The organism is Caulobacter sp. HMWF025 (assembly GCF_003060965.1).
Classification (GTDB): Bacteria; Pseudomonadota; Alphaproteobacteria; order Caulobacterales; family Caulobacteraceae; genus Caulobacter.
On record NZ_QAII01000152.1, the window covers coordinates 1 to 23,015 of the forward strand.

Genomic DNA, 23,015 nt, shown 5'->3' on the forward strand with positions numbered 1-23,015 from the left:
CCCGCACACGAAGTTCGTGGCCGAGGCCTACATCCTGACCAAGGAAGAAGGCGGCCGTCACACCCCGTTCTTCACCAACTATCGCCCGCAGTTCTACTTCCGCACGACGGACGTGACCGGGATCATCAAGCTGCGCGAAGGCGTGGAAATGATCATGCCGGGTGACAACGCCGAGCTGGACGTCGAGCTGATCACCCCGATCGCCATGGACCAGGGCCTGCGCTTCGCCATTCGCGAAGGCGGCCGCACGGTCGGCGCAGGCGTGGTTGCGAAGATCGTCGAGTAATCGACCGATCTTCAGCGACACGCTGATCTGAATGCGAAGGCCCCGGAGAACAATCTCCGGGGCCTTTTGCTTGGCGGCTTTATGCTGAATTGATCTCGAAACCACGCTTCCCGCGCGTTAAATTTCATCGATGAATATGAGGCTGCCTGCAGACAAGTACGACGTATTGGCGGTCGAACGGCTGGTTCAAGCCGGGCCGGAAAGCGCCCTACCTCATCTCGCCGAATTGCTGACCTGGATGCAGGACCTAAACTGGCCCGTGGCGCAGGTGCTGCAACCGTTCCTCGCTGAGATCGGGTTGCCGCTTGAGCCCTACATTCGAGACGTGCTGGCAACGGACGACGAAGGCTGGAAATTCTGGACAATCAGCGCCGTCGTGGGCGAATCTTTGCCTCTCGCACGGGTCTTTGAACCCGAGCTGCGACGAATGGCTTCGTCTCCTAGTCCGGGTGAGCGCCAGGAGGGCCTTCAGGAACGGGCGCTGGAGATTCTCCGGGTTACTCAGCGCAGCTAACCGAGGGCTCGTCGGCAATGCGTGGCGCTTCCATGTCACGACCGTCCCGGCTCAACGCCTGGGCCGTGGCGGCGGCTTCGCCGGAACCGCCTTGACGCCGCCCCGGGTTTCGCCCACGTCGGTTGTCCGAGCGACCGGGCAGAGGTGAACCATGAACGGCCGGGGTTTTCAGGGGGCACCGGCTGCGGGCTATGGCATCGCCATTGCGGCCACGGCGCTGGCCTTTCTGGTCCGGCTGGGCCTCAACGACTGGTTCCCGCCGGGCTTTCCCTATGTGACCTTCTTTCCAGCCGTGGTCATCACCGCCTATTTTGCGGGGGCGCGACCGGCCATCCTGTGTGCGGTCCTGTCGATGGTCGGGGCCGGCTACTTCTTTTCACCGCCCTATAACGGCTTTCAGCCGAGCCTCGCGACCACCGTCGCCGTGGCCTTCTATGTCTTTGTGGTGGCGGTTGACATCTTCTTCGTCGACGGCATGCGCGGGGCCCTGCGCCAGCTGACGGCCGAGCGGGAGCGCTATGCCCAGCTGGCCGAAAGCAAGGAGCTGCTCTATCGCGAGCTGCATCACCGGGTCAGCAACAACATCCAGGTGGTCGGCTCGCTGCTGCGCCTGCAGGCGGCCGGGGTTCAGGACGGCGATGCGCGGCACGCCCTCTCGGAAGCCGGGGGGCGGATCGAGGTGATCGCCCGCATCCAGCGGGACCTTCACAACCAGATCGGCGATCCGGTACCGTTCCGGGACTTTGCCGCCGGCCTGCTTGAGTCCGCAAACCGGGCGGCCGGGGGGCACGTCCAGGTCGCGCTTGAGGGGGGCAACCAGCCCCTGCATGCCGACCAGGCCACGCCAGTGACGCTGGTGCTGCTCGAATGCTTCAACAACGCCATGGAGCACGGCTTCGCAGGCACCTTGGTGGGCAAGGTCCAGGTTACGCTCGACCAGGACGGGGCCGAGCATGTGCTGACGGTGATCGATGACGGCTGTGGCCCGCCCGAGGGCTTCGATCCTGCCGCCTCGCGCAGCCTGGGCCTGCGGATTGTCCGGGCCATGGCCGGTCAGCTCGGTGGCCGCTTCGAGATGCACCGCGAGGCGGGCACGACGGTCAGCCGCCTGACCTACCCGGCCCGCAAGGACTAGGGCCCGGCCCCGGGGGACCGGGCCCGGTCATCAGGCCTTGTTCGGAGCCTCTCGCGGCGTGGTCAGCCGGCCCAGCCGGGGCTTCAGCCAGTTTTCGAAGTCATCGATGATCTCGTAGACGACCGGCACCAGGACCAGCGACAGGACAGTCGAGGTGATCAGCCCGCCGATGACCGCGACGGCCATGGGCTGACGGAACTCCGAACCCTTGCCCAGGCCCAGGGCCGTCGGCAGCATGCCGGCCATCATCGCCAGGGTGGTCATGACGATCGGACGCGCCCGCTCGCGACAGGCCTCGAGGATCGCCTCGCGCTGCGGCTTCCCGGCCCGCTCCTCCTCGATCGCGTAGTCGACGAGCAGGATCGAGTTCTTGGCCGCCAGACCCATCAGCATCAGGAAGCCGATCAGTGAGGGGATCGACATGCTCATGCCGCAGGCCAGCAGGCCCATGAAGGCTCCACCGATCGCCAGGGGCAGGGCGGACATGATGGTGATGGGCTTGAAGAAGCTGCCGAACAGCAGGGCCATGACCCCGAAGACCAGGAAAACGGCGGAGAGCAGGGCGATTGCAAAGCCGCCGAACAATTCGCCCATGGCCTCCTCGGTTCCACCGGTGGCCTTCTGAACGCCGGGGGGCAGGTTCTTCATGATCGGCAGGTTGTCGACTTCTGCCGTAGCAGACCCGAGGACGACGCCCTGCCGCAGGTCGGCTTCGGTGGTCAGCTGCCGCTTGCGGCCATAGCGCTCGATCTTGGCGGGGCCGGCCTGGAACTCCACGTCGGCGACGGCGTCGAGCCGGGTATAGCCCCCGCCGGCGGTCGGAACGCGCAGGGTCTTGATCTGGCCGAGGTCGGATCGGGCACCGTCGGCGAGACGGACCCGGATGGGCAGGCGGCGTTCACCGTCGGTGAGCTTGGCGACATTGGCGTCGATGTCACCGACCGTGGCCACGCGGGCGATGGCGGCGATGTCATTGGCCGAGACCCCGAGGCGTGCAGCCTCGTCGGGACGCGGGCGGATGACGATCTCGGGTCCGCTGGGCGGCGAGGCCGGTCGCGGGTCGGCAACGGTTTCAAGGCCGCGCATCTGCCGTTCCAGGGTCAGGGCCGCCCGTTCCAGGGCCGCGCCGTCCTCACTGGTCAGGATGGTCGCGACCTCTGCAGCCCCGTCATCGCTGAGCAGATTGACCCGGACATCGGGCAGTTCGTTCAGGCGCTCGCGCATCAGGGCCTTGATCTCGGGCACCCGCAGTTCGCGCTTGTCATGCAGGACCACCGTGACCGTGCCGTCGCGCAGGTCACTGCCGCCGGAGCCGCCGCCGGGGCCGCTGGCGGCGATCACCGAGCCGATCTGGGCGAAGACGTGGTCGGTTTCGGGGCGTTCCTTGAAGAGCTTGGTGATCGCCTGGACCGCACGGTCCATGTCGGCTGCCGTCGCCCCGGGCGGGCCCTGGACCTTGAGATAGTAGTAGTTGTTGTTGGCCGGCGGCTGGAAGCCGGCCGGCAGGCCGCTGGCCATGACGATCGAGGCGGCGAAGATGACGCCGCCGATGATGCAGCTGACGATCCGGTGGTCGAGGGCCCATTCAAGGGTGTTGCGGTAAACGCCTTCGAACGGCTTGCGCGGATGCGGTGCCTTGGCCGGCTTGAGGAAGTAGGCGGCCAGCAGCGGGGTCAGCAGGCGCGCGACCACCAGCGAGAACAGGACCGCGACCGCAACGGTCAGGCCAAACTCGCGGAAGAACTGGCCGGGGATGCCAGGCATGAAGGCGACGGGCGCAAACACTGCGACGATGGTGAAGGTGGTCGCCACGACGGCTAGGCCGATGGCGTCAGCCCCGACAATGGCCGCCTCATAGGGGCGCTCACCGGCCGACACCCGTTTCTCGATATTCTCGATCTCGACAATGGCGTCATCGACCAGGATGCCGATCACCAGGGTCAGGCCCAGCAGGGTCACGACATTCAGCGAGAAGCCCATGACCGCCATGAAGATGAAGGTCGGGATCAGGGACATCGGCATGGCGATGGCCGTGATGGCCGTGGCCCGCCATTCGCGCAGGAACAGGAAGACGACCAGGGCCGCCAGCAGCATGCCTTCCAGCAGGGTCGCCTTGGTGGCGGCGAAGCTGGCCCGGGTATCGTCGACGATCGAATAGATCTTGGTGAAGGTTACGTCGGGATGGGCGGCGATCAGCTTGTCGAGGGCGATCTTCACGCCATCCTCGACCCGCACGTCACTGGCCTCCTTGGTCTTGCTGACCTGGAACGCAACGACGGGCCGGCCGTCCAGCCGGGCAAAGGAGCGGGCCTCGCCGGCCCCGTCACCGACCTCGGCCACGTCGGTCAGCTTGACGAACCGGCCGCCGCTGGTCGGGATGGTCAGGGCGCGCAGCTGCTCGACGGAGCGGGCCGCCGCAAGCACGCGGACGGTCTGTTCGCGGGCCCCGATCGAGACCCGGCCGCCGGGGGCATCAAGGCTGAAGCCCGCCAGGGCCGCGCTCAGCTGCGGGGCGGTGATGCCGGAGGCCGCCATGCGATCCGGATCGATGACGATGTTGATCTCGCGATTGACCCCGCCCACGCGGGCCACCTGGGCCACGCCCTTTTCGCCCTGCAGGGCCCGGCTGATCGTGTCGTCGACGAACCAGGACAGCTCGCTCATCGTCATGGTCGGCGACGAGACGGCGTAGGTGACGATCGGCAGCGAATCCAGGTCGATCCGCTGGACGATCGGCTCGTCGATCTCGCGGGGCAGCAGGGCCCGGGCCTGGTCGACCTTGGAGCGGACCTCGTCGGTGGCCTTTTGCAGGTCCTCGCCCAGCTCGAACTCGATCGAGGTGGTCGAGACACCCTGCACGACCGACGAGCGGATGCTCTTGACGTTGGAGATGCCGGCGACGGCGTCTTCCACCTGGCGGGTGATCTGGGTCTCCATCTCGCCGGCGGCCGCGCCGCTCTGGGTGATGGTGACGGCGACCAGCGGGAAGGAGACGTTGGGATACTGCTTGACCGGCAGCATCATGTAGCTGGCGATGCCGGCCAGGATCAGGGCGATGAACAGGACCGCGACCGGAATCGGGTTGCGGATCGACCAGGCGGAGATACGGAGCTGGGCCATTAGCGTGCCGCCTTGCCGGCCGCGTTCGTCGGGGCGACCAGGTCACCGTCCAGGGTGAAGGCCGAACCGCCCAGCAGGACCCGGGAGCCGACCGGCGGTCCGTCGAGGATCTCGACCCAGCCGCCGCCGCGCTGACCGGTGCGGACCGCCGACTGGCGGGCCCGGTTGGCGCTGTCGACGGTGACGAGCGACGAGCCTTCGGCGTCGTAGCGGATCGCGGTTTCGGGCACGGCCTTCACGGTCTTGCTGGAGGCGGCGAAGGTCGCGCGGCCGAACCCGCCGGGACGCAGGTCCGAATCGAGCGGAAGGCGCACGCGCACCTTGCCCAGATGGGTTGCGGGGTCGATGCGCGGGCTCACAAGGCGAATGACGCCGGTGACGACCCGACCGTCCGGAAGGGCCACCTGGGCCGACTGGCCGGGGCGAAGACCTGACAGCTGGGCTTCTCCGACCTCGGCATCCAGTTCGACAAGGCCATCGCGGGCGATCCTGAACCAGGGGCCCGTGGCCCCGCCCGAGATCTCGCCGGGACGCACGGTCCGCTCAAGCACCCGGCCGCTGACCGGGGCGGTGATGGTCATCCGGCCGGCCCGGGTCTTGAGTTCGGCCAGGGCCGCTTCCTGGGCCTTGGCGGCATAGCGGCGGGCTTCGATCTGCTCCTGCGACAGGACACCCTGGCCGTCGAGGCCGGCGACGCGCGCGGCTTCGGCCTGGGCCTGGGCGGTCACGGCCGCCTGCTGGGCGATCTGGGCGCGCAGCAGCGTGTCGTCCAGTTGCACAAGCGGCTGGCCGGCCCGGACGAAGGCCCCTTCCTCGACCAGAACCCGGGCGACGCGATAGCCGCCCAGTTCCGAGCCGACAGCGGCTTCCTCGCGCGGGACCAGCTGGCCGGAGGCTTCGAAACCGGCACCGAGGGGACGGCTTTCAATCAGGCCGACGGTGACCGCACGGGCGGCCCCGGCGGCAGCGGGAGCCTTGGTCGGCTTGGCCTCATCCTTCTTGCCGCCACAGGCGGTCAGGCCCAGGGCCGTGGACAGGAGCAGGGCAGCAATCAGCGGGCGGGTCATCGGGGCGGATCTCATTGCGAGGAGACTTTGACGGGTGCGACCATCGGGTTGGTTTGCGGCGACCAGCCGCCCCCGAGAGCCTTGTAGGTCTGAACGGCGCGCAGCAGGGCCTGGCCCCGGGCACCGGTGAGCGCCGAGCGGGCCGCGCGCCAGGACTGCTCGGCCTGCAGGGCCGAGGTCAGGTCGGTCAGGCCGGCCGCATAGCCCTTGCGCGACGCGTCAAAGGCCGATGCCGCCCGGGCCTCGCCGGCCGTCAGCAGGTCGACGCGGCGCTGGTCGCTGGCCAGTTGCAGCAGGGCTCCTTCGGCCTCGCCGAACGCGGTCTGCACGGTTTTCTCATAGCCGATGGCCGCCTGTTCGGTCCGGGCGTCCTGGGCACCGATATTGGCCATCAGGACGGGAAGGTTCAGGACCGGCACCGACAGGTTCAGGCCGACGGACCAGGCCGAGCTGGTCGTTGAGGAGGTCGAGCCGGGTGACAGGAAGCTGGGCGAAACCGCCTTCGTCAGGCCGATGCCCGGCGCGAGGCTGAAGGTCGGGAACACGGCCAGTTCGTTGACCCGCAGATTGGCCGAGGCCGAGGCCAGGCGCGCCTGGGCTTCGCGTACGTCGGGCCGGCGGGCCAGAAGCTGGCCCGGGATGGCGGCCGGCGCGGCCGGGGCCCTGGCCAAGTCGGCCGTCACCGGCAGGCTGGCGAGATCGTCAATGCCCCGGCCGGTCAGGATCAGCAGGCTGCGGCGGGCGACCTGAAGCTGGGCGTCCAGTTGCGCGACCTGGGCCTCGGCCTGGGCGCGGTCGGCGGCGATGCGGTCGGTCTCCGAGGTCGGTGACAGGCCGGCACGGCTGCGCGCCGTGGCGGTGTCGAGCAGGGTGCCGCTGATCCGGGCGGACTCGCGGGCGTCTTCCAGCTGCACGGCCAGGACACGGGCCTCGAAATAGGACTGGGCGACATTGGCGGCGAGCGCGGCGCGGGCCCCTTCAAAGGCAAAGCGGGCGGCGGCCAGATCATTGTCGACCACCTTGCGGGCGGCGCGCCGTCGGCCGATCAGGTCGAGCTCCCAGCTGACGTCGAAATTGACGCTGTAGCTCTCGCTGTCACCGCCCTGAGTGAAACCACCGGCACCGCTGCGCTTGATGATGTCCGTCGAACTGCGGTTCGCGGCGGCGGTGAGGGGCGTCGAAGGAATATAGAGCTGGCGGATCTGTCCGCCGCGCACCGACCAGGCCTCGTCCAGACGGGCGGCGGCCAGGCGTGCATCGGGGCTGCGGGCCAGGGCCGTGTCGATCAGAGCGGTCAGGGCAGGGTCGTCAAAGGCCGTCCACCACTGGTCGAGGGCCTGTTCGGGCAAGGCCGTGCCGGCTGCGGCCTGATAGGCGGCGGGCAGTCGGGTGTCGGCTGTGTGGCGCGGGGCGGTCGCGCAGCCGGCCAGGGACAGCCCCGCCAGGGTCAGGGCCGACAGGGTCGTGACAGTCCCCGCTCTCAGACCGTTCTTGCTTGGTTTCATCGGCCAGTATCCGGGCGCGCTAGAGGGCAGAGGAGGGGGTGTCATCAGGCTCATTCGGTTCGGGACACGGGGCCGGCGGTCCCGATGCCTGGAGATAGATATCAACGACCTGGTCCAGAAATGTCTCTATGATGCGACGTTCGGCGGGGTCTAGACCGGAAACTGCGCCACTCAGGGCATCGAGCATCGGGGCCAGCAGCGCAAAGGCCCTTGCCTCTGAAGCTTCCACCGGAGCGACGAAGATTTTGCGACGGTCGACGGCCTTGCGCTCGCGCGTGACATGGCCGGCCCGCTCCAGACGATCCACGATCTGGGTGGCGGCGGCGGTCGTCACCTTCAGCTGACTGGCCAGCTGGCTGGGCGTAAGGGTGCGGGCGTCGATGAGCAGCTCCATCGCCGTCATGTCCGTGACATTGACCCCGAGGGTCTCGCCGATCTTCTTGCCGATCTCGAGGTTCAGGAACGAGATCGCCTTCAGGCGCTGCATGATCGGATCATGCAGCCTGTCGGCATAGGCGGCGCGCGGCGCACACTCGGACGGGTCGGAATCACCGATCATGCTCCGGCATTATCACTAAGTAACTTAGCAATCAATGCGCTTAAACATGTGCGGACTGCCTCCCTGCGACAGAACTCCGCGTGACGAGCATGGCTCTCCCCGCCCCGGGCTGCGCAGAGGTTGACGCCGGGTCAAAACATACCGCATCATCGAAACAGGTGTTCGGATTGAGGCGTCGGACCCGCTGCCGCACGGTATTGCGGCGCAACAGGCGTGATTTTCCGGGTACCGGCTCAGGGGAGGTCCCAGTTTGACGGCCATGGCAGGCACATCATCACGTTTCGAAAACGACTCACATGCGCCTGCGCGTGTGGGGCGCTGTTCGGGGTGCGGTGGGCTGCAATGTCAGCGGCCGGACGGCTGAAGCCGATCCCGATCCCGCAATAAGCATTCAAAAAAAGCAAACGAGGGAGGGAAGTAAAATGACAAGAACCGTGTTCCTGCGCGGCGGCTCAGCCATGGCCATGGCCATAGCCCTGTCGGCCGGCGTGGCCCAGGCCCAGACCCAGACCAAGCCCGACACGTCGACCGAGGTCGAGGAAGTCGTCGTCACCGGTTCGTTCATTCGGGGCACCCCCGAAGACGCGGCCCTGCCTGTGGACGTGATCGGGGCTGAAGAACTGCAAAAGCGCGGCTCTCCCTCCACGGTCGAACTTCTCAAGGCCCTCTCCGTGTCAAGCGGTGTTCTGGGCGACACCAACCAGTTCGACGCCCGGGCCCAGGGCTCGGAAGGGTCCGGTTCGGTCAACCTTCGGGGACTGGGGTCACAGCGGACCCTGGTGCTGCTGAACGGCCGTCGCCTGGCCATCAATCCGTTCGGTGCGGCCGGGGCCGGCATCGTCGACACCAACATCATTCCGGCCGCCGCCATCGGCCGCCTGGAAGTCCTGAAGGATGGCGCGGCGGCGACCTATGGCTCTGATGCCATCGCCGGTGTCGTCAACTTCATCACCAAGAAGAATTTTGACGGCCTGGAAGTCGGCGGGGACTATCGGGTCATCAACGGCTCGGACGGCGACTACGGACTGAATGCCACCTTCGGCAAGCTGTGGGACAACGGGAACGTCCTGGTCAGCGCCGGCTGGCAGCACCGCTCGAAGCTGAGCGTCGCCGAGCGCGACTGGGCCAACCAGCCCTATCTGTCCAACCCAGAAGCCGGCTGGTCGGCAGCAGGCAATCCCTCGACCTTCATCCCGCTGGCCAGCAGCACCAATGCCATGCGCGATCCGTCGTGCTCGGGCCTGGGCGGCTTTGCCGGCTTCAGCGGCCTGACGCCGGTCTGCTACTGGCACTATACGCCGTTCGACAATCTGGTGGAGAAGTCGGACGCCGTGCAGATCTACGGCGAGGTCAATGCCGACCTGTCCGACAAGACCAAGTTCCATGTCGAGGTGCTCTATGCGCACACCGACGTGCCGGACTGGAATACCTCGCCGTCCTATGCGGCCCTGGCGACCCCGACGGCGGAAGCCTCGGCCATCCCGGGCCGTTATGTCGTGCCGGCCACCAATCCGGGCCTGATCGCCTTCATGGCGGCCAACCCGACCGTCAACCTCTACAGCCTGGCGACCGGGGCCCAGACGACGGTTCCAAGCTCGGTGTTCGCCTTCGGCGCGCTCGACGTCGCCAACCGTCCGTTCGGCATCGGCGGCAATCCGCTGTTCGGCTACGGGGCTTCGATCGGTTCGCGCGCCTTCGATGCCTTCCGGGTCTCGGGTGACCTGCAGGGTGAATGGGACAACGGCATCGGCTGGGAAGTCGCCCTGACCTATTCGCAGGAAGTGGGCATCCGCACCGGCTATGACACCCTGGTCAACCGGTTCGCCCTGGCCCTGCAGGGTCTGGGTGGTCCCAACTGCGACAGCAACCCGTCCCTCCCGGGCATCCAGGGCACGGCCGGCGTCGGCGGTTGTATGTATTACAACCCCTTCGCCAGCGCGATCCCGGGCAATGCCATCACCGGAGTCGCCAACCCGGGCTACAATTCGGCCCTGGCGGTCAACAAGGACCTGGCCAGCTGGTTCTTCAAGAAGCTGTCGACCAAGCAGTCCTCGCGACTGTTCGTCGGTGAAGCGGTCCTGAACGGCAAAACGGCCATCGCCCTGCCGGGCGGTGACGTGGCCTGGGCCGCCGGTGTCCAGTACCGTCGGACCTACTTCAAGGCCGACTACAACGACATCAGCAACGCGGCGATCAATCCCTGCGTCAACACGCCGGACTTCGGCGTCACGACCTGCACGGGCTCGACCCGCAACGGCCCGTTCATGTTCCTGGGTGTGGGCAATGAAGCCGACAACCAGTCGGACGTGATGGCCGCCTTCGGCGAACTGTCGCTGCCGATCACGGATGACTTCCAGGCACAACTGGCTGCCCGCTTCGAGGACTATGGCGGCGCCGTCGGATCGACGTTCAACCCCAAGCTCTCGGTCCGCTGGCAGACCCTGCCCTGGCTGGCCCTGCGGGCCTCGGCCGGTTCGACCTTCCGCGGTCCGCCGGATCCGCAGACGACCACCACCTCGGTGACGTCGCTGCAGGGCATTCTCGGCGTCTTCCGGGCCGTGGACATCTTCGGCAACCCGAACCTGCAGCCCGAAAAGGCCAATACCTATAACTTCGGGACGCTGTTCAAGGCCGGCAACTTCAAGGCCAGCATCGACTACTTCCAGTTCGACTTCAAAAACCCGATCGTCGCCGAGCCGGTCGCAGGGATCGTCAACACGCTCTATCCCAACGGGGCCGCCGGAGCCAATAACTGCGCCAATACGGCCTATGCGGCCCTGGTCGCACGCTTCACCTACAGCACCTCCTGCGCGGTTCCGAGCAGCATCGCCCGCCTGAAGACCAACTATATCAACGGCGCGGCGGTGAAGAACTCCGGCTTCGACTTCTCGGCCGACTACCGGTTCGACGAGTTCATGGGCGGAGAGCTGTCGATCGGCGGCAATGCGACCTACATCTCCGAGTACAAGGTCGGGGCCACGATGGTTGAAGGCGTGGTCGTCGAGAAGGCCTTCGATGCGGTCGGCCTGCTCAACTACCAGACCACGGTCGTGCCGATCCCGCAGTGGAAGGGTGACGTGTTCGCCGAGTGGAACACCGGTCCGCACAATGTGCGCCTGACGGTCCACTATATCGACAGCTATACCGACCAGCGCACGGCGCCCTTCGCGGCCAACGCCTACAAGGACACCACCGGCGCGGGGGTTCAGGTTAGCAAGGGCAAGACCATCGACGCCCAGGTCCTAACCGATCTGGCCTATCGCGTCTTCCTGCCCTGGGACACGACGGTCACGGCGGCGATCACCAACGTGTTCGACCAGGATCCGTCCTATGCTCGCCTGGATCTCGGCTACGACCCCTTCACGGGTGATCCGCTGGGCCGCACCTACAAGGTTGGGATCCGCAAGAAGTTCTAGGGTCTCCATCTCCGGAACAAACGGGAAGCGCGCCCTGTGAGGGGCGCGCTTCTTTTTTGGGTGAAGCCCTGGCGTTGGACTGTCGGCAGCCCAAAGAGCTCTAGCCGAGATAGTCCAGCAGGGTCATGGAGCCTGGGGAGGCGAGGCCGCCGCCGGCGCTGAACAGCGAGGCCAGCTTCTCGCGGGTATCCTGCAGGGCGACCATCCTGTCATAGAGCTCCGGCGTCCAGCCCGAGGCCTCGCGCTCCTCGGTGCTCATGGTGGCATAGCGGGTGATCATCGCCTTGCCGAAGGTCGAGGCGTCGGTCGACGAGGCGCTGTCCTTGTAGCTGCTCATGACCGACTGATGATCGCGGGTGCGGATCTCGCCGGCCGCCTCGGCGACCTCGTGATCCGAGAACAGCCCGTCCCGATTGAGGGAAATCGCTGCGAGGGACCGGGTGTCAAAGCGGGCAAAGTCGATATCGCCGGTGTCTGGTCCCCTGGCCGCACCCTCGCCGGTCGCCAGGGCATACTGCCGGTCGAGCACGGCCCTGACGTCGGTCGCGACCTTGCCGAAGTCGCGGGTCCGGGCATTGGCGACGACCGACCCGACGTCCTTGAGATAGGCCGCGACCGGATCGCCGTCGATACCGGCCGGTGCGACTCCGGGCCGGGCGATGGCCTGCCTGCGCCCCTCCACGAGGGCCGCGCGATCCCTGGCCCACTGGCCGGTCGCCTTTTCCTCGGCACCGGCGGCGTCCAGCCTGTCGAGCGCGGCCTGGTAGAGGCCGGCATAGTCGCCGGTGGCCCGGGCCGAGGCGGCGGGACCGGAGAGCGCGTCAGCCTGGCGGGACTTCAGCTCAAGGGCGGCAACCACCTGCTCCTCGATGGCGAACTTGCCGCCCCGGCCACTGGCGACGGCGAAGAGTTCGCGGCGATCGAAGCCGGCCAGATCGATCGTGGGTTTGCCGTCCGCCAGGGCGTTGCTGGTCCGCGCGGCCTTCAGCAGGCTGTCCAGGGCGACCCTGGCCTGGGCGACGACGCTGTCGGTGGACCGGGAATCCGTCTGGGCCTTGAGGGCCGCCTGGGCTTCGGCCGACAGGGTGACATTGACCGCGGCTGTCGCTGTGCCCGCTGTGCCGGGCTGCGCCGAGGGGCCGCCGGACGGTGTGGCCGCGCTCTTGCCGGCCGCCACACCCGCATTGGCATAGCCGGAGATATAGGGCGAAGATCCGATGATGGTCATGGGCAGGCCTGCGGCGAGTCGCTTGCCACAAACCTATCAGGCTGGCCACACTTTGAAATCTTGGGAAATCAGGCCCCGGCGGGGTCAGGTGGTGAAGACGCCCATCAGCAGGGGCCGCCCGAACAGGTAGGCGGCTTCCTCCCGTTCCAGGCCCGGCACCCAGGTGCCTAGGGCGGCGGCGGCGTTGAGCATCGAATTGATCATGTGCGCAGCGATGATGGCATCGACCGGGCGGATCGAGCCGTCGGCGATTCCGTCCGAGATCAGGGCGGCGAACCGGCGCGATCCGAGATCATAGCCTTCTGTCATCTCGTGGCGGATGTCGGCGGGCAGGGCCCCCAGGGACGAGGCGCGAAGCAGCGGGCCGTGATCGGAAAGCTGATAGGCGACCAGCGCAGCGACGGCGGCCGAAAGCTGCGACCAGGAATCGCCGGCCAGGGCCCGGGCGTCGACCTGGGCCTTGCGCGTGACCGCGAACGTGCGCTGGAAGCATTCGACGACCAGGGCGTCCTTGTCGTCATGGTGATGATAGAATGAGCCCTTGGTGACATTCAGGGCCGCCGAGATGTCCTCGACCGAGGCCCCGCGATAGCCCCGTTGATTGATCAGCCGGGTGGCGGCGACCAGGAAGGTCTCGCGGGAATCGAGGACTTCGCCCGGCGTCGGATCGGGCAGGGCAGGGGGTGCCCAGGCTCGTCCCGGTACCGCCAGACCGCCGACCAGGATGTCATAGATCTTGTCGCGGACCCGGTCATAGTCGTCGAGGTCGTAACGTCTCAGCCAGGTCCCCGACCAGAAGACCTGTTCGAGCAGCAGGTGGGTGCGGGCATTGCGCTCCCGCTTCTCCAGATGCTCGAAGGCCGGGCCCTCGAAGAAGCCGCGAACCCGGCGGAACAGGTCATTGAACGCCGCCGTCACCGAGCCCCGCATCGGCTCCTTCAGGGCCTTGATCTCGGTGAAGCTGACCAGCGGCGGCATCTCGCCCAGTCGAACCTGGCGGTTCAGATCGAGATAGAGCGTGATGAACTTGCGCAGACGGGCGGGCGGATCGGGCTGGTCCGCTGCCTGGGCGATCATCGCCTCCAGCCGCTCCAGGCCGCGCATGAAGCAGGCGGCGGCCAGATCATCCTTCTTGCGATAGTAGTAGGTGACGCTGGTCGTGATCAGGCCGACCTTGGCTGCGACATCGGCCAGGGTCATGCCGCGAACACCCTGGCGGTTCAGGATGGCCGTGGCCGCCGCCAGGATCGCTTCCTTCTTGCGGGCGTAGCGCGCGGTCGCCGCGCTCCCGATCCGACCGTCATCCATGGCGTGGTTTCCCGAAGCACCTGGTCCGGATCACGGGAGCCGGCCCAGGCGAGGTCTTTCTAGGCATCCCCGCCGCACAGGCAATGGCCGTGGCGGCAGTTCCGGGCGCAGGCACCCATATCGCCGCATCTAAACGCGCAGAGTTTTCAGTTGTGTTTCAGGACGCGCACGATACGGGCATTGAAGGTGCGGAGAGGCTGGCCGAGAGGGTGCTGACCAGAGTTGCTGGTGACAGCGGCTTGGCGATGACCCCGTTCATGCCGCTGGCGATGTAGAGGGCCTGCTGATGGGCCAGGGCGTTGGCGGTCATGGCGAGGATCGGCGTTCGGGATGAAGGCCCCGCCAGGGCCCTGATCCGCCGGGTGGCCTCAAGACCATCCATGCCGGGCATCTGGATATCCATCAGGATCAGGTCGAAGCCCCGGCTCGCGGCAGAGACCCCCTGCAGGCCGTCCTCGGCGGTCTCCACCACGGCCCCGAGCGCCTGAAGCATCCGCGAGGCCACCAGCCGGTTGGTGGCGTTGTCCTCGACAAGCAGAATCCGCAAGCCGGCGAAGATGGCGCTGTCGCGATCCGGCTGCGCCATAACGGCCTTTGCACGGGCGGCTTCGATCTCGATCCAGAAGGTCGACCCCTTGCCGGGTGAACTGTCGAACCCGATCTTGCCGCCCATTAATTCGACCAGGCGGCGGCTGATCGCGAGGCCGAGCCCGGCCCCGCCGAAGCGACGCGTGGTCGAGCCGTCGGCCTGGCTGAAGCGTTCGAACAGACCCCGGCCTGCAACCTCGCTGATCCCGATGCCCGTGTCCTCGATCTCGAACCGGAGACGGTATCCATGCGGTTGAGGGCAGGCCATGAGGCGTGCCGTGACCCCGCCCTCGGCCGTGAACTTGGCGGCATTGCCGAGCAGGTTGAACAGGATCTGACGCAGCCGCAGGGGATCGACGGAAACCCAGCCGAGAGTCTCCGGAACCTCGACGTTCAGATAGAGACCGCGCTCGCGCATCTGTGGTCGCAGCATGTCCGCAACCCCCCGCAGCAGGGCCACCGGATCGGCCGGCTCGCGGGCCAGCTCCAGCTTGCCGGCTTCGACCTTCGAGAAATCGATGATGTCGTTCAGCAGTTCCGCCAGCATGGCCCCGCAGCCCAGGGCCTCGCCCAGCAGCAACCGGCCATCCTCGGACAGGGACTCCTGCTTGAGCAGGTGCATGACCCCGAGCACGCCATTCATCGGGGTGCGGATTTCATGGCTCATATTGGCCAGGAACTGGCTCTTGGCGTCAGCCGCAGCGAGGGCCGCATCGCGGGCGGCGACCAGTTCGGTAATGTCCTGGGTGATGCCGATGACATCCCAGGTGTCCGGGCCCTGACCCGGGATGCCCCGCCAGGCGGCTCTCATGGTGGCCCAGTTCCGGGTTTCCAGGTCAAGAAAGCGATAGTCCAGGGTTCGGTATTCACCCGTTTTGAGGGTCTCGGAAAAGGCCTCCCGAACCCGGGTGCGGTCGTCTGGATGGGTGGACCGCGTCATGTCCGCGATGGACATGATCCGGGCCCCGCCTTCGGGCTGGCTCAGGGTGGGGATGTCCTGCTCGAAAACGTAGTGGCCCTTGCGCGCGCTGAAGCGCCAGACATAGACCCCGGCGGTCGACCGCAGCATTTCGTTGGCGCGTTCGGCCTGCTGGCGGGCAATGGTGCGGGCGCGGTCTTCCGTGAAATCCTGGAACACCACCAGCAGGACGTCGGGGGACAGTTGTTTCGACTGGGACCGGACCCACAGCCAGCCGCCGCCCTTGCGGGCCAGCCGGTGCTCCGAGCGGGCGCTGCCTTCCTCGCGCAGGGATCGTCCGATCGCCTGGAATACGCTGGTGTCATGCAGGTGGAAAAAGTCCCGCATCGGCCGTCCGAGGGTTTCTTCGGCGGTCCAGCCCGCCAGATCGGTCCAGGCGGGATTCAGGCGGGCGATGATACCCTTTTCCAGAACGACGAACATGTCGAGGCTGTTCTGGAAGAACCAGTCCGCAGCGGCCACGTCCATGCTTGGGGGGCTCTTGTCATCCAAGTGCTTGCCCATCGGCGCTCCCTCGTTTTCAATCAGTATGCGCTGGACCCGTAAAGGCGACGTTGCGTCAAGACGTCTCGCCTCTCCTGTCCGCTAGGGCGCCAATGACAAGCCGGTGGTCGCCACCGGAAACAGGGGAGCATTCGATCTTGACCAAGCCAGAGGCCGTTGGCCTGTCGTCCGAGCGCCTGCAGCGCATCGAGACCTTCATTCAGAGCCGCTATATCGACACCGGAAAGTTGCCCTGCGCCCTGACCCAGGTCTGGCGGCGCGGCCAGCTGGCCTATTCGGCGGTTCAGGGGTTCGCCGACCGTGAACGCGGCACGGCCCTCAAGGCCGACAGCCTGTTTCGCATCTATTCAATGACCAAGCCGGTCACCAGCGTCGCCTTCATGATGCTGGTCGAGGAGGGGCTGGTGTCCCTGGATGATCCTGTGCACCGCTTCATTCCCGGCTGGCGCGATTTGGGGGTCTTCAACGGCGGCGTGCTGGGCAGCTTCCTGACCAAGCGCGTCAACGAGCCCATGCGGATGATCGACCTGCTGCGGCACACGGCCGGCCTGACCTACGGCTTCCAGCAGCAGACCAATGTCGATGCCGCCTATCGCAAGCTGAAGCTGGACGGCATCGACAGCGAAGGCGGCCTGCAGGAGTTCGTCGACCGGCTCGGGACGGTCCCGCTGGAGTTTTCGCCCGGCCAGTCGTGGAACTACTCGGTGGCGACCGACGTGCTGGGCTATCTGGTCGAGAAGATCTCCGGCCAGCCGTTCGATGCCTTCCTCAAGGCGCGGATCTTCGACCCGCTGAAGATGGTCGATACGGGCTTCTTCGTGCCCGAGAGCCAGAAGGCACGCTTTACGGCCTGCTACGCCCTGACGCCGACGGGCAAGGTGATGCTGCAGGACGATCCGGAGACGAGCCGCTTCCTCTCCGATCCGGCCGTCAAGTCCGGCGGCGGCGGTCTGGTCTCGACGGCTGACGACTATATGCGCTTCTGCCGGATGCTGCTGAACGGCGGCGAACTGGACGGCGCGCGGCTGCTCAGCCCCAAGACCATCAGGCTGATGACGATGAACCATCTGCCGGGCGGCAAGGAGCTGACCGAACTCTCCAAGTCCCTGTTCAGTGAGGCGGTGTTCGAGGGTCTCGGCTTTGGTCTCGGCTTCGCCATGACCGTCGACCAGGCCCGCACCAAGAACATCGGCTCGCATGGCGAGTTTTTCTGGGGCGGCATGGCCTCGACCGCCTTCTGGATCGATCCCGTCGAGGACCTGGCGGTGGTGTTCATGACCCAGCTGATGCCGTCCAGCGCCTATCCGATCCGGCGCGAACTGCGGACCCTGGTCTATTCAGCCTTTACCGACAGCGCGGCCTGACGCGCTGTCAGGTTCGCCACAAAGAAGCGGCGCGGAAGCCTGGCTTCCGCGCCGTAGTGGGCTCTATTCAAGTTCGACGCATTGGCCACAACGCGCCGCGTCCGCATAAAATCCACGACTTCGAAATTCAGGGACGCTTGCAAGTCGCGTCCCTAGCCCTAGCTTCCACACGTACGCCCTCCCCCAGCACGGATCGTTCTGTTTGCTCGGAGGGGATCAGGCCGCGTTCACCGCGCCGTCCGCCCCCGCGGACAATCTCGGCTGAAATCACTGTTTCGAAGTTGGAGTATGTTTCGGAGCGCGTCAACTTCGGTTGCACACAAATCGGGCACCGTAGCGGAGGGTCTGGACATCCGCGTCCGAGCGTGCAGGTTTTGTCTTCAAACAACCGTTCAAACATAAGAGCAGGGTGGGAGCCGTCATGGCCGCAATCAACGCCGTCACCGATTTTTCCGTCGAGGGCGATATCGGGATCGTCACGCTGAATTCACCGCCGGTGAACGCGCTCTCGGCCGCCGTGCGCGAGGGCCTGGCCGGTGGTTTTGATGCCGCCATCGCCGATCCGGCCGTCAAGGCGATCGTGCTGATCTGCGACGGCAAGACCTTCATCGCCGGGGCCGACATCACCGAGTTCGGCAAGGCCATGACCGGCCCGTCCCTTCAGGACGTGCAGGCCACGATCGAGAACTCTCCCAAGCCGGTGATCGCCGCGATCCATGGCACGGTTCTGGGCGGTGGCCTGGAGGTGGCGCTCGTGGCGCACTACCGCGTGGCGGTGCCATCCGCCAAGGGCGGCCTGCCCGAGGTCAATATCGGTCTGCTGCCCGGAGCCGGCGGCACCCAGCGCCTGCCGCGCATCGTCGGCGTCGAGAAGGCCCTGGAGATGGTCACCAGCGGCCAGCACGTGCCGGCCAAGTCGGCCCTGGCCATGGGTCTGTTCGACGAGCTGGTCGAGGAGGGCAACCTCCGCGCCGGTGCCATCGCCTTCGCCCACAAGGTCCTGGCCGAAAAGCGCCCGCTGACCAAGGTTCGCGAGCAGAACGAGAAGGTCGAGGCCGCCCGCGGCAAGCCCGAGATCTTCGCGGCGTTCCGCGCCGCCAATGCCAAGAAGTTCCGTGGCTTCAAGGCCCCGGAAAGCAATATCCAGTGCATTGAAGCGGCCGTGAACCTGCCCTTCGATGAGGGCCTCAAGGCCGAACGCAAGCTGTTCATGGAGCTGATGACCGGCAGTCAGTCGGCCGCCCAGCGCTATGTGTTCTTCGCCGAACGCCAGGCCGCCAAGATTCCGGATGTTCCGGACGACACCGCCACGATCCCCGTCAAGAAGGTTGGCGTCATCGGCGCCGGCACCATGGGCGGCGGCATTTCGATGAACTTCCTCAATGCCGGCATTCCGGTGACGATCATCGAGATGAAGCAGGAGAACCTGGATCGCGGTGTGGCCACGATCCGCAAGAACTACGAGAACACCGCCAAGAAGGGCCGCCTGACCCAGGACGACGTCGAAAAGCGCATGGGGCTGCTGACCCCGTCGATGCATCTCGAGGACCTGGCCGATTGCGACCTGATCATCGAGGCCGTGTTCGAGCTGATGGAGATCAAGAAGGAGGTGTTCGGCAAGCTGGACGCCATCTGCAAGCCCGGTGCGATCCTGGCGACCAATACCTCGTACCTCAATGTCGACGAGATCGCCGCCTGCACCCAGCGTCCGGAAAGCGTCATCGGCCTGCACTTCTTCTCGCCGGCCAATGTCATGCGCCTGCTGGAAATCGTGCGCGGCGAAAAGACCGACAAGTCGGTGATCGCTACGTCCATGAAGCTGTCGAAGGTGATCGGCAAGATCGGCGTGCTGGTCGGCGTCTGCCATGGCTTCGTCGGCAACCGCATGCTGGCCCAGCGCCAGCGCGAGGCCCAGAAGCTGATCCTGGAAGGAGCCATGCCCTGGGACGTTGACCGAGTGCTCTACGACTTCGGCCTGCCGATGGGACCGTTCGCCATGAGCGACCTTGCGGGTCTCGACATCGGCTGGGACCCGGCCAAGACCAGCTCGTCCACGGTGCGCGAGGTGCTGTGCGAGATGGACCGTCGCGGCCAGAAGAACGGCAAGGGCTTCTACGACTATGACGAAAACCGCGTCGCAAAGCCGTCGGCCATCGTCGAGGAAGTGATCCGCGACTTCGCCGAGAAGCGCCAGATCCAGCGCCGGTCGATCACCGACCAGGAGATCCTGGAACGCTGCCTCTATCCGATGGTCAATGAGGGCGCGAAGATCCTCGAAGAGGGCAAGGCCATCCGGGCGTCCGACATCGATATCGTCTGGATCAACGGCTACGGCTGGCCGGTCTATAGCGGCGGCCCGATGTTCTGGGGCGAGCTGGTCGGCCTCGACAAGGTCCTGGCCAAGATGAAGGAATTCCACGCGGCCCACGGCGACGACTTCAAGCCGTCGGCCCTGCTGGAACGCCTGGTCGCCGAGGGCAAGGGCTTCAAGGACGCCTGAAGATGAACCCTTCCCCCTTGATGGGGGAAGGGCAGGGTTGGGGGTGATGCGGCGGCCGGGCTGTCTCTGTCGCGGCTCATCCTGACCCGCTGTCACCCCCATCCCCGACCCTTCCCCCATCAAAGGGGGAAGGGAGAAGAAGAGCGTCTTCCATGACCACCCTCGCCGACATGATGACCGCCGACTATGGCGTAATGGGCGACATCCTGCGTTTGCGGACGCAGGAGAATCCCGACCATCCCGCGATTGTCATGGAAACCGGCGAGTCGGTGACCTACGGCCAGTTCGACGCCCTGGTCGACCGGGTCGCAGCGTCACTGCAGCGGGACGGGATCCAGTCCGGCGAGGCCGTCGCGGTCTGCGCCCTGTCTTCCATCCCCTATACGGCGCTGTTCCTGGGCGGCCTGCGGGCCGGGGTGGCGGTGGCGCCGATCGCGCCGTCGTCTACCCCCCAGGCCATTGCCGGCATGGTCGCCGACTGCGGAGCGAAGCTGTTCTTTCTCGATGCCGGTGTGGCCGAGGCCCAGGCCCCGGTCCCCGTGCCGGTCAGGACCCTCGCGCTGGACGGCTCGGCCGCCGGCGAGGCGTTTGAGGCCTGGCTGGCGCCTGAGGGTGCCAAGCCGAAGCCCGTGGAGATCACGCCCGGTCACCCCTTCAACATCATCTATTCCAGCGGCACCACGGGCACGCCCAAGGGCATCGTCCAGTCGCACGGCATGCGCTGGAAGCATGTGTTCCGCGGCGACGCCGTCGGCTATGCGCCGGGCGCTGTCACCGTGCTGTCGACGCCGCTCTATTCCAACACCACCCTGGTCTGTTTCTTCCCCACCCTGGCCGGTGGCGGCACGGTCGTGCTGATGAAGAAGTTCGACGCCGGCAAGTATCTCGAACTGGCCCAGGCGCACCGTATGACCCACACCATGCTGGTGCCCGTCCAGTACCGCCGCCTGATGGAGCGGCCGGATTTCGACAGCTACGACCTCTCCAGCACCCACCTGAAATTCTGCACCAGCGCCCCCTTCTCGGCCGAGCTGAAGGCCGACGTGCTGAAGCGCTGGCCCGGCGGGCTGGTCGAGTATTTCGGCATGACCGAGGGCGGGGGCACCTGCATCCTCATGTGCCATGAGCACCCCGACAAGTTGCACACGGTCGGGCGGCCGGCGCCGGGCCATGACATCCGTCTGATCGACGAGGACGGCGTCCAGGTCGGCCCCGGTGTGGTCGGGGAGATTGTCGGCCGCTCGCAGGGCATGATGAACGGCTATCACGGCCAGCCGGGCAAGACCGCCGAGGCGACCTGGGTCTCGCCCGAGGGCTGGAACTTCATCCGCACCGGCGATGTCGGCCGCTTCGATGAGGAGGGCTTCCTGACCCTGATGGATCGCAAGAAGGACATGATCATCAGCGGTGGCTTCAACATCTATCCCAGTGATCTTGAAGCCGAGATCGTGCAGCACCCGGCGGTGGCCGAAGCCGCCGTCGTCGGGGTGCCGTCTGATGCCTGGGGCGAGACGCCGGTGGCCTTTGTGGCCCTGAAGACGGGCGAGACGGCCGAGGCCGAGGCCATCCGCGCCTTCGTCAACGGCAAGGTCGGCAAGACCCAGAGGCTGGCTGAACTGCATCTGGTCGACGCCCTGCCGCGCAGTCATATCGGCAAGGTTCTGAAACGCGAACTGCGCGACTTCTGGCAGGTATCGCTGAAAGCCTAGGCGTTTTCCCGCGACGGCCGGTCGCAGTCCGGCTGGCAGAATCGCGCGTTACGGTTGCTTAACTATACGGTGAAGCCAATGGGTCTCACCGGCCCTTCGTGGAAGCGACCGTCCCATGCGTCCTTCGTCTGTCCAAGTCCCTATTGCCGTGCCGGAAGCCGCCGGGCGTCCCCCGCTGGTGGGCGCGTCCGGTGCCGTCGATTTCGACGCGGTGGCCATCGCGCTGCGGGCCGCCGGGCATGGTCCGGGCCAGGAGGCCGGTCTGATGGCCCGCTTCTGCCGGCCTGTTGCGGTTCGGGTGATGTCCGACCACGCCGAGGCCGTCGCCGCCAGCCTGCTGGCGCTGGGGGTGCGTCCGGGAGGCTACTGCGTCGTTCCGGCCCTGGCCTCGGGCCCGACCCTCGACGGCATTGTCCGGGCCGGACTGAAGCCCTGGCAGGTCGATGTCGATCCTTTCAGCTGGATGTTCGATCCGGCCCATCTGCGCGAGCGTCTGCCCGAGGCTCCAGGGCCGCTTGAGGCGATCCTCCCGATCGGGGCCCACGGCCGGGCCCCGGACCTGAGGGCCTGGGCGGCCTTTCGCGACGAGGTCGGCCTGCCGATCCTGGTTGAAGCTGTCGAGGCCTTCGACGTCATCCAGAGCGCCCCGGTGCCGGTCATTGTCGGCCTGCCCAGCGGGCAGGGGGTGTTCATCGCCTGCGAGGATGCCGTTCCCGTCAATGCCATCGAGGGACCCCTGTCTGACTGCGAGGCGGGTCTGGAACTCTGGTCGCGGGCCCGGCCCCGACTGGCGACCGCCGCCCAGCGCCTGCGGGTGCTGCTGCTGGATGCGCCGCTCGGCTTCCAGCCGGGCTGGGGCATGAGCTGGATCTCGGATGTCTGCGCTCTGAGCGTCCCTGAGGGCACGGCCCGGGCGATCCTCGCCCGTCTGGCGGCTGACGGTGTCGTGGCCGGTCTGATCCGGGAGGACCGACCCGGTCTCGCCACAGATTCGACTCCCGTGGCCGACCGCCTGGCCCAGTCGGTTATCGTGCTGCGACTCGACCCGGAGCTGGACATTCCGGCCCTGGATGACCTGGCTGCCGTCCTGCGCAGTGCTGTTCCAAGCGCCTAGACCCTATCGATCGCTTCGAGACGGAATCGGCTCTACGCGATAAAAAATCTATCAAATCAATCAGATACTACAGGGTTGGAGTCGAATCCGGCTTCTGTTCCTGCCGCGCGGCCCTACCC

General features: G+C 66.5%; 14 protein-coding genes and 1 pseudogene. 8 read left to right on the forward strand and 7 right to left on the reverse strand.

Translation table 11 applies throughout. The features are described 5' to 3' along the window. The 3 genes and pseudogenes from tuf to DBR10_RS16160 form a co-directional block, all read left to right on the forward strand. A pseudogene (tuf, locus tag DBR10_RS16150) lies at positions 1–286 on the forward strand (elongation factor Tu); the annotation flags it as partial. A gap of 130 nt (positions 287–416) precedes the next feature. Further along, on the forward strand, positions 417–800 hold the full coding sequence (locus DBR10_RS16155; RefSeq protein WP_108504811.1) for a DUF5071 domain-containing protein: 384 nt from the start codon (positions 417–419) through the stop codon (positions 798–800). Between the two features lie 151 nt (positions 801–951). Next, the gene (locus DBR10_RS16160; RefSeq protein WP_108504812.1) at positions 952–1,935 is read left to right on the forward strand and encodes a sensor histidine kinase; all 984 of its coding nucleotides are present in this window, start codon (positions 952–954) and stop codon (positions 1,933–1,935) included. Between the two features lie 30 nt (positions 1,936–1,965). Here DBR10_RS16160 and DBR10_RS16165 read toward each other — a convergent pair whose 3' ends face one another. The 4 genes from DBR10_RS16165 to DBR10_RS16180 are packed head-to-tail and all read right to left on the reverse strand — an operon-like array spanning position 1,966 to position 8,186. Continuing rightward, the gene (locus DBR10_RS16165; RefSeq protein WP_108556513.1) at positions 1,966–5,055 is read right to left on the reverse strand and encodes an efflux RND transporter permease subunit; all 3,090 of its coding nucleotides are present in this window, start codon (positions 5,053–5,055) and stop codon (positions 1,966–1,968) included. Continuing rightward, positions 5,055–6,137, reverse strand: a complete 1,083-nt coding sequence (locus DBR10_RS16170; RefSeq protein ID WP_108504814.1) for an efflux RND transporter periplasmic adaptor subunit — start codon at positions 6,135–6,137, stop codon at positions 5,055–5,057. The genes DBR10_RS16165 and DBR10_RS16170 overlap by 1 nt, the downstream gene beginning before the upstream one ends. After that, positions 6,134–7,627, reverse strand: a complete 1,494-nt coding sequence (locus DBR10_RS16175) for an efflux transporter outer membrane subunit (RefSeq protein ID WP_108504815.1) — start codon at positions 7,625–7,627, stop codon at positions 6,134–6,136. The genes DBR10_RS16170 and DBR10_RS16175 overlap by 4 nt, the downstream gene beginning before the upstream one ends. A gap of 19 nt (positions 7,628–7,646) precedes the next feature. Then, positions 7,647–8,186, reverse strand: a complete 540-nt coding sequence (locus tag DBR10_RS16180) for a MarR family winged helix-turn-helix transcriptional regulator (RefSeq protein WP_108490205.1) — start codon at positions 8,184–8,186, stop codon at positions 7,647–7,649. A 296-nt stretch (positions 8,187–8,482) separates the two neighbouring features. On the opposite strand from DBR10_RS16180, the gene DBR10_RS16185 reads away from it, so the two are divergent. Then, complete coding sequence (locus tag DBR10_RS16185; RefSeq protein ID WP_369831684.1) at positions 8,483–11,602, forward strand: TonB-dependent receptor; 3,120 nt, start codon at positions 8,483–8,485, stop codon at positions 11,600–11,602. 100 nt (positions 11,603–11,702) lie between these two features. Here the strand turns inward: DBR10_RS16185 and DBR10_RS16190 are convergent, their stop codons facing one another. The 3 genes from DBR10_RS16190 to DBR10_RS16200 form a co-directional block, all read right to left on the reverse strand. Then, complete coding sequence (locus DBR10_RS16190; protein WP_108504816.1) at positions 11,703–12,830, reverse strand: hypothetical protein; 1,128 nt, start codon at positions 12,828–12,830, stop codon at positions 11,703–11,705. Positions 12,831–12,914: 84 nt separating this feature from the next. Then, positions 12,915–14,138, reverse strand: coding sequence for a TetR/AcrR family transcriptional regulator (locus DBR10_RS16195; RefSeq protein ID WP_108504817.1), 1,224 nt, complete (start codon positions 14,136–14,138; stop codon positions 12,915–12,917). Positions 14,139–14,295: 157 nt separating this feature from the next. Further along, positions 14,296–16,209, reverse strand: a complete 1,914-nt coding sequence (locus tag DBR10_RS16200) for an ATP-binding protein (protein ID WP_108504818.1) — start codon at positions 16,207–16,209, stop codon at positions 14,296–14,298. A 137-nt stretch (positions 16,210–16,346) separates the two neighbouring features. On the opposite strand from DBR10_RS16200, the gene DBR10_RS16205 reads away from it, so the two are divergent. From DBR10_RS16205 to DBR10_RS16220, 4 genes are all read left to right on the forward strand, one after another. Beyond that, positions 16,347–17,573, forward strand: coding sequence for a serine hydrolase domain-containing protein (locus tag DBR10_RS16205; protein WP_108504819.1), 1,227 nt, complete (start codon positions 16,347–16,349; stop codon positions 17,571–17,573). A gap of 409 nt (positions 17,574–17,982) precedes the next feature. Continuing rightward, positions 17,983–20,073 carry a 3-hydroxyacyl-CoA dehydrogenase NAD-binding domain-containing protein gene (locus DBR10_RS16210; RefSeq protein ID WP_199223517.1) on the forward strand — a complete coding sequence of 697 codons (2,091 nt, stop codon included), beginning with the start codon at positions 17,983–17,985 and terminating at the stop codon, positions 20,071–20,073. A gap of 152 nt (positions 20,074–20,225) precedes the next feature. Next, on the forward strand, positions 20,226–21,782 hold the full coding sequence (locus tag DBR10_RS16215) for a class I adenylate-forming enzyme family protein (RefSeq protein ID WP_108504821.1): 1,557 nt from the start codon (positions 20,226–20,228) through the stop codon (positions 21,780–21,782). A 115-nt stretch (positions 21,783–21,897) separates the two neighbouring features. Continuing rightward, on the forward strand, positions 21,898–22,896 hold the full coding sequence (locus DBR10_RS16220; RefSeq protein ID WP_108504822.1) for a DegT/DnrJ/EryC1/StrS family aminotransferase: 999 nt from the start codon (positions 21,898–21,900) through the stop codon (positions 22,894–22,896). Positions 22,897–23,015: the final 119 nt, after the last annotated feature.

Coding starts and splice junctions, on each gene's coding strand:
- DBR10_RS16170 (WP_108504814.1), bottom strand. CDS start 6,137: ATGAGATCCGCCCCGATGACCCGCCCGCTGATTGCTGCCCTGCTCCTG.
- DBR10_RS16175 (WP_108504815.1), bottom strand. CDS start 7,627: ATGAAACCAAGCAAGAACGGTCTGAGAGCGGGGACTGTCACGACCCTG.
- DBR10_RS16200 (WP_108504818.1), bottom strand. CDS start 16,209: ATGGGCAAGCACTTGGATGACAAGAGCCCCCCAAGCATGGACGTGGCC.
- DBR10_RS16180 (WP_108490205.1), bottom strand. CDS start 8,186: ATGATCGGTGATTCCGACCCGTCCGAGTGTGCGCCGCGCGCCGCCTAT.
- DBR10_RS16190 (WP_108504816.1), bottom strand. CDS start 12,830: ATGACCATCATCGGATCTTCGCCCTATATCTCCGGCTATGCCAATGCG.
- DBR10_RS16195 (WP_108504817.1), bottom strand. CDS start 14,138: ATGGATGACGGTCGGATCGGGAGCGCGGCGACCGCGCGCTACGCCCGC.
- DBR10_RS16215 (WP_108504821.1), top strand. CDS start 20,226: ATGACCACCCTCGCCGACATGATGACCGCCGACTATGGCGTAATGGGC.
- DBR10_RS16165 (WP_108556513.1), bottom strand. CDS start 5,055: ATGGCCCAGCTCCGTATCTCCGCCTGGTCGATCCGCAACCCGATTCCG.
- DBR10_RS16160 (WP_108504812.1), top strand. CDS start 952: ATGAACGGCCGGGGTTTTCAGGGGGCACCGGCTGCGGGCTATGGCATC.
- DBR10_RS16185 (WP_369831684.1), top strand. CDS start 8,483: ATGCGCCTGCGCGTGTGGGGCGCTGTTCGGGGTGCGGTGGGCTGCAAT.
- DBR10_RS16220 (WP_108504822.1), top strand. CDS start 21,898: ATGCGTCCTTCGTCTGTCCAAGTCCCTATTGCCGTGCCGGAAGCCGCC.
- DBR10_RS16155 (WP_108504811.1), top strand. CDS start 417: ATGAATATGAGGCTGCCTGCAGACAAGTACGACGTATTGGCGGTCGAA.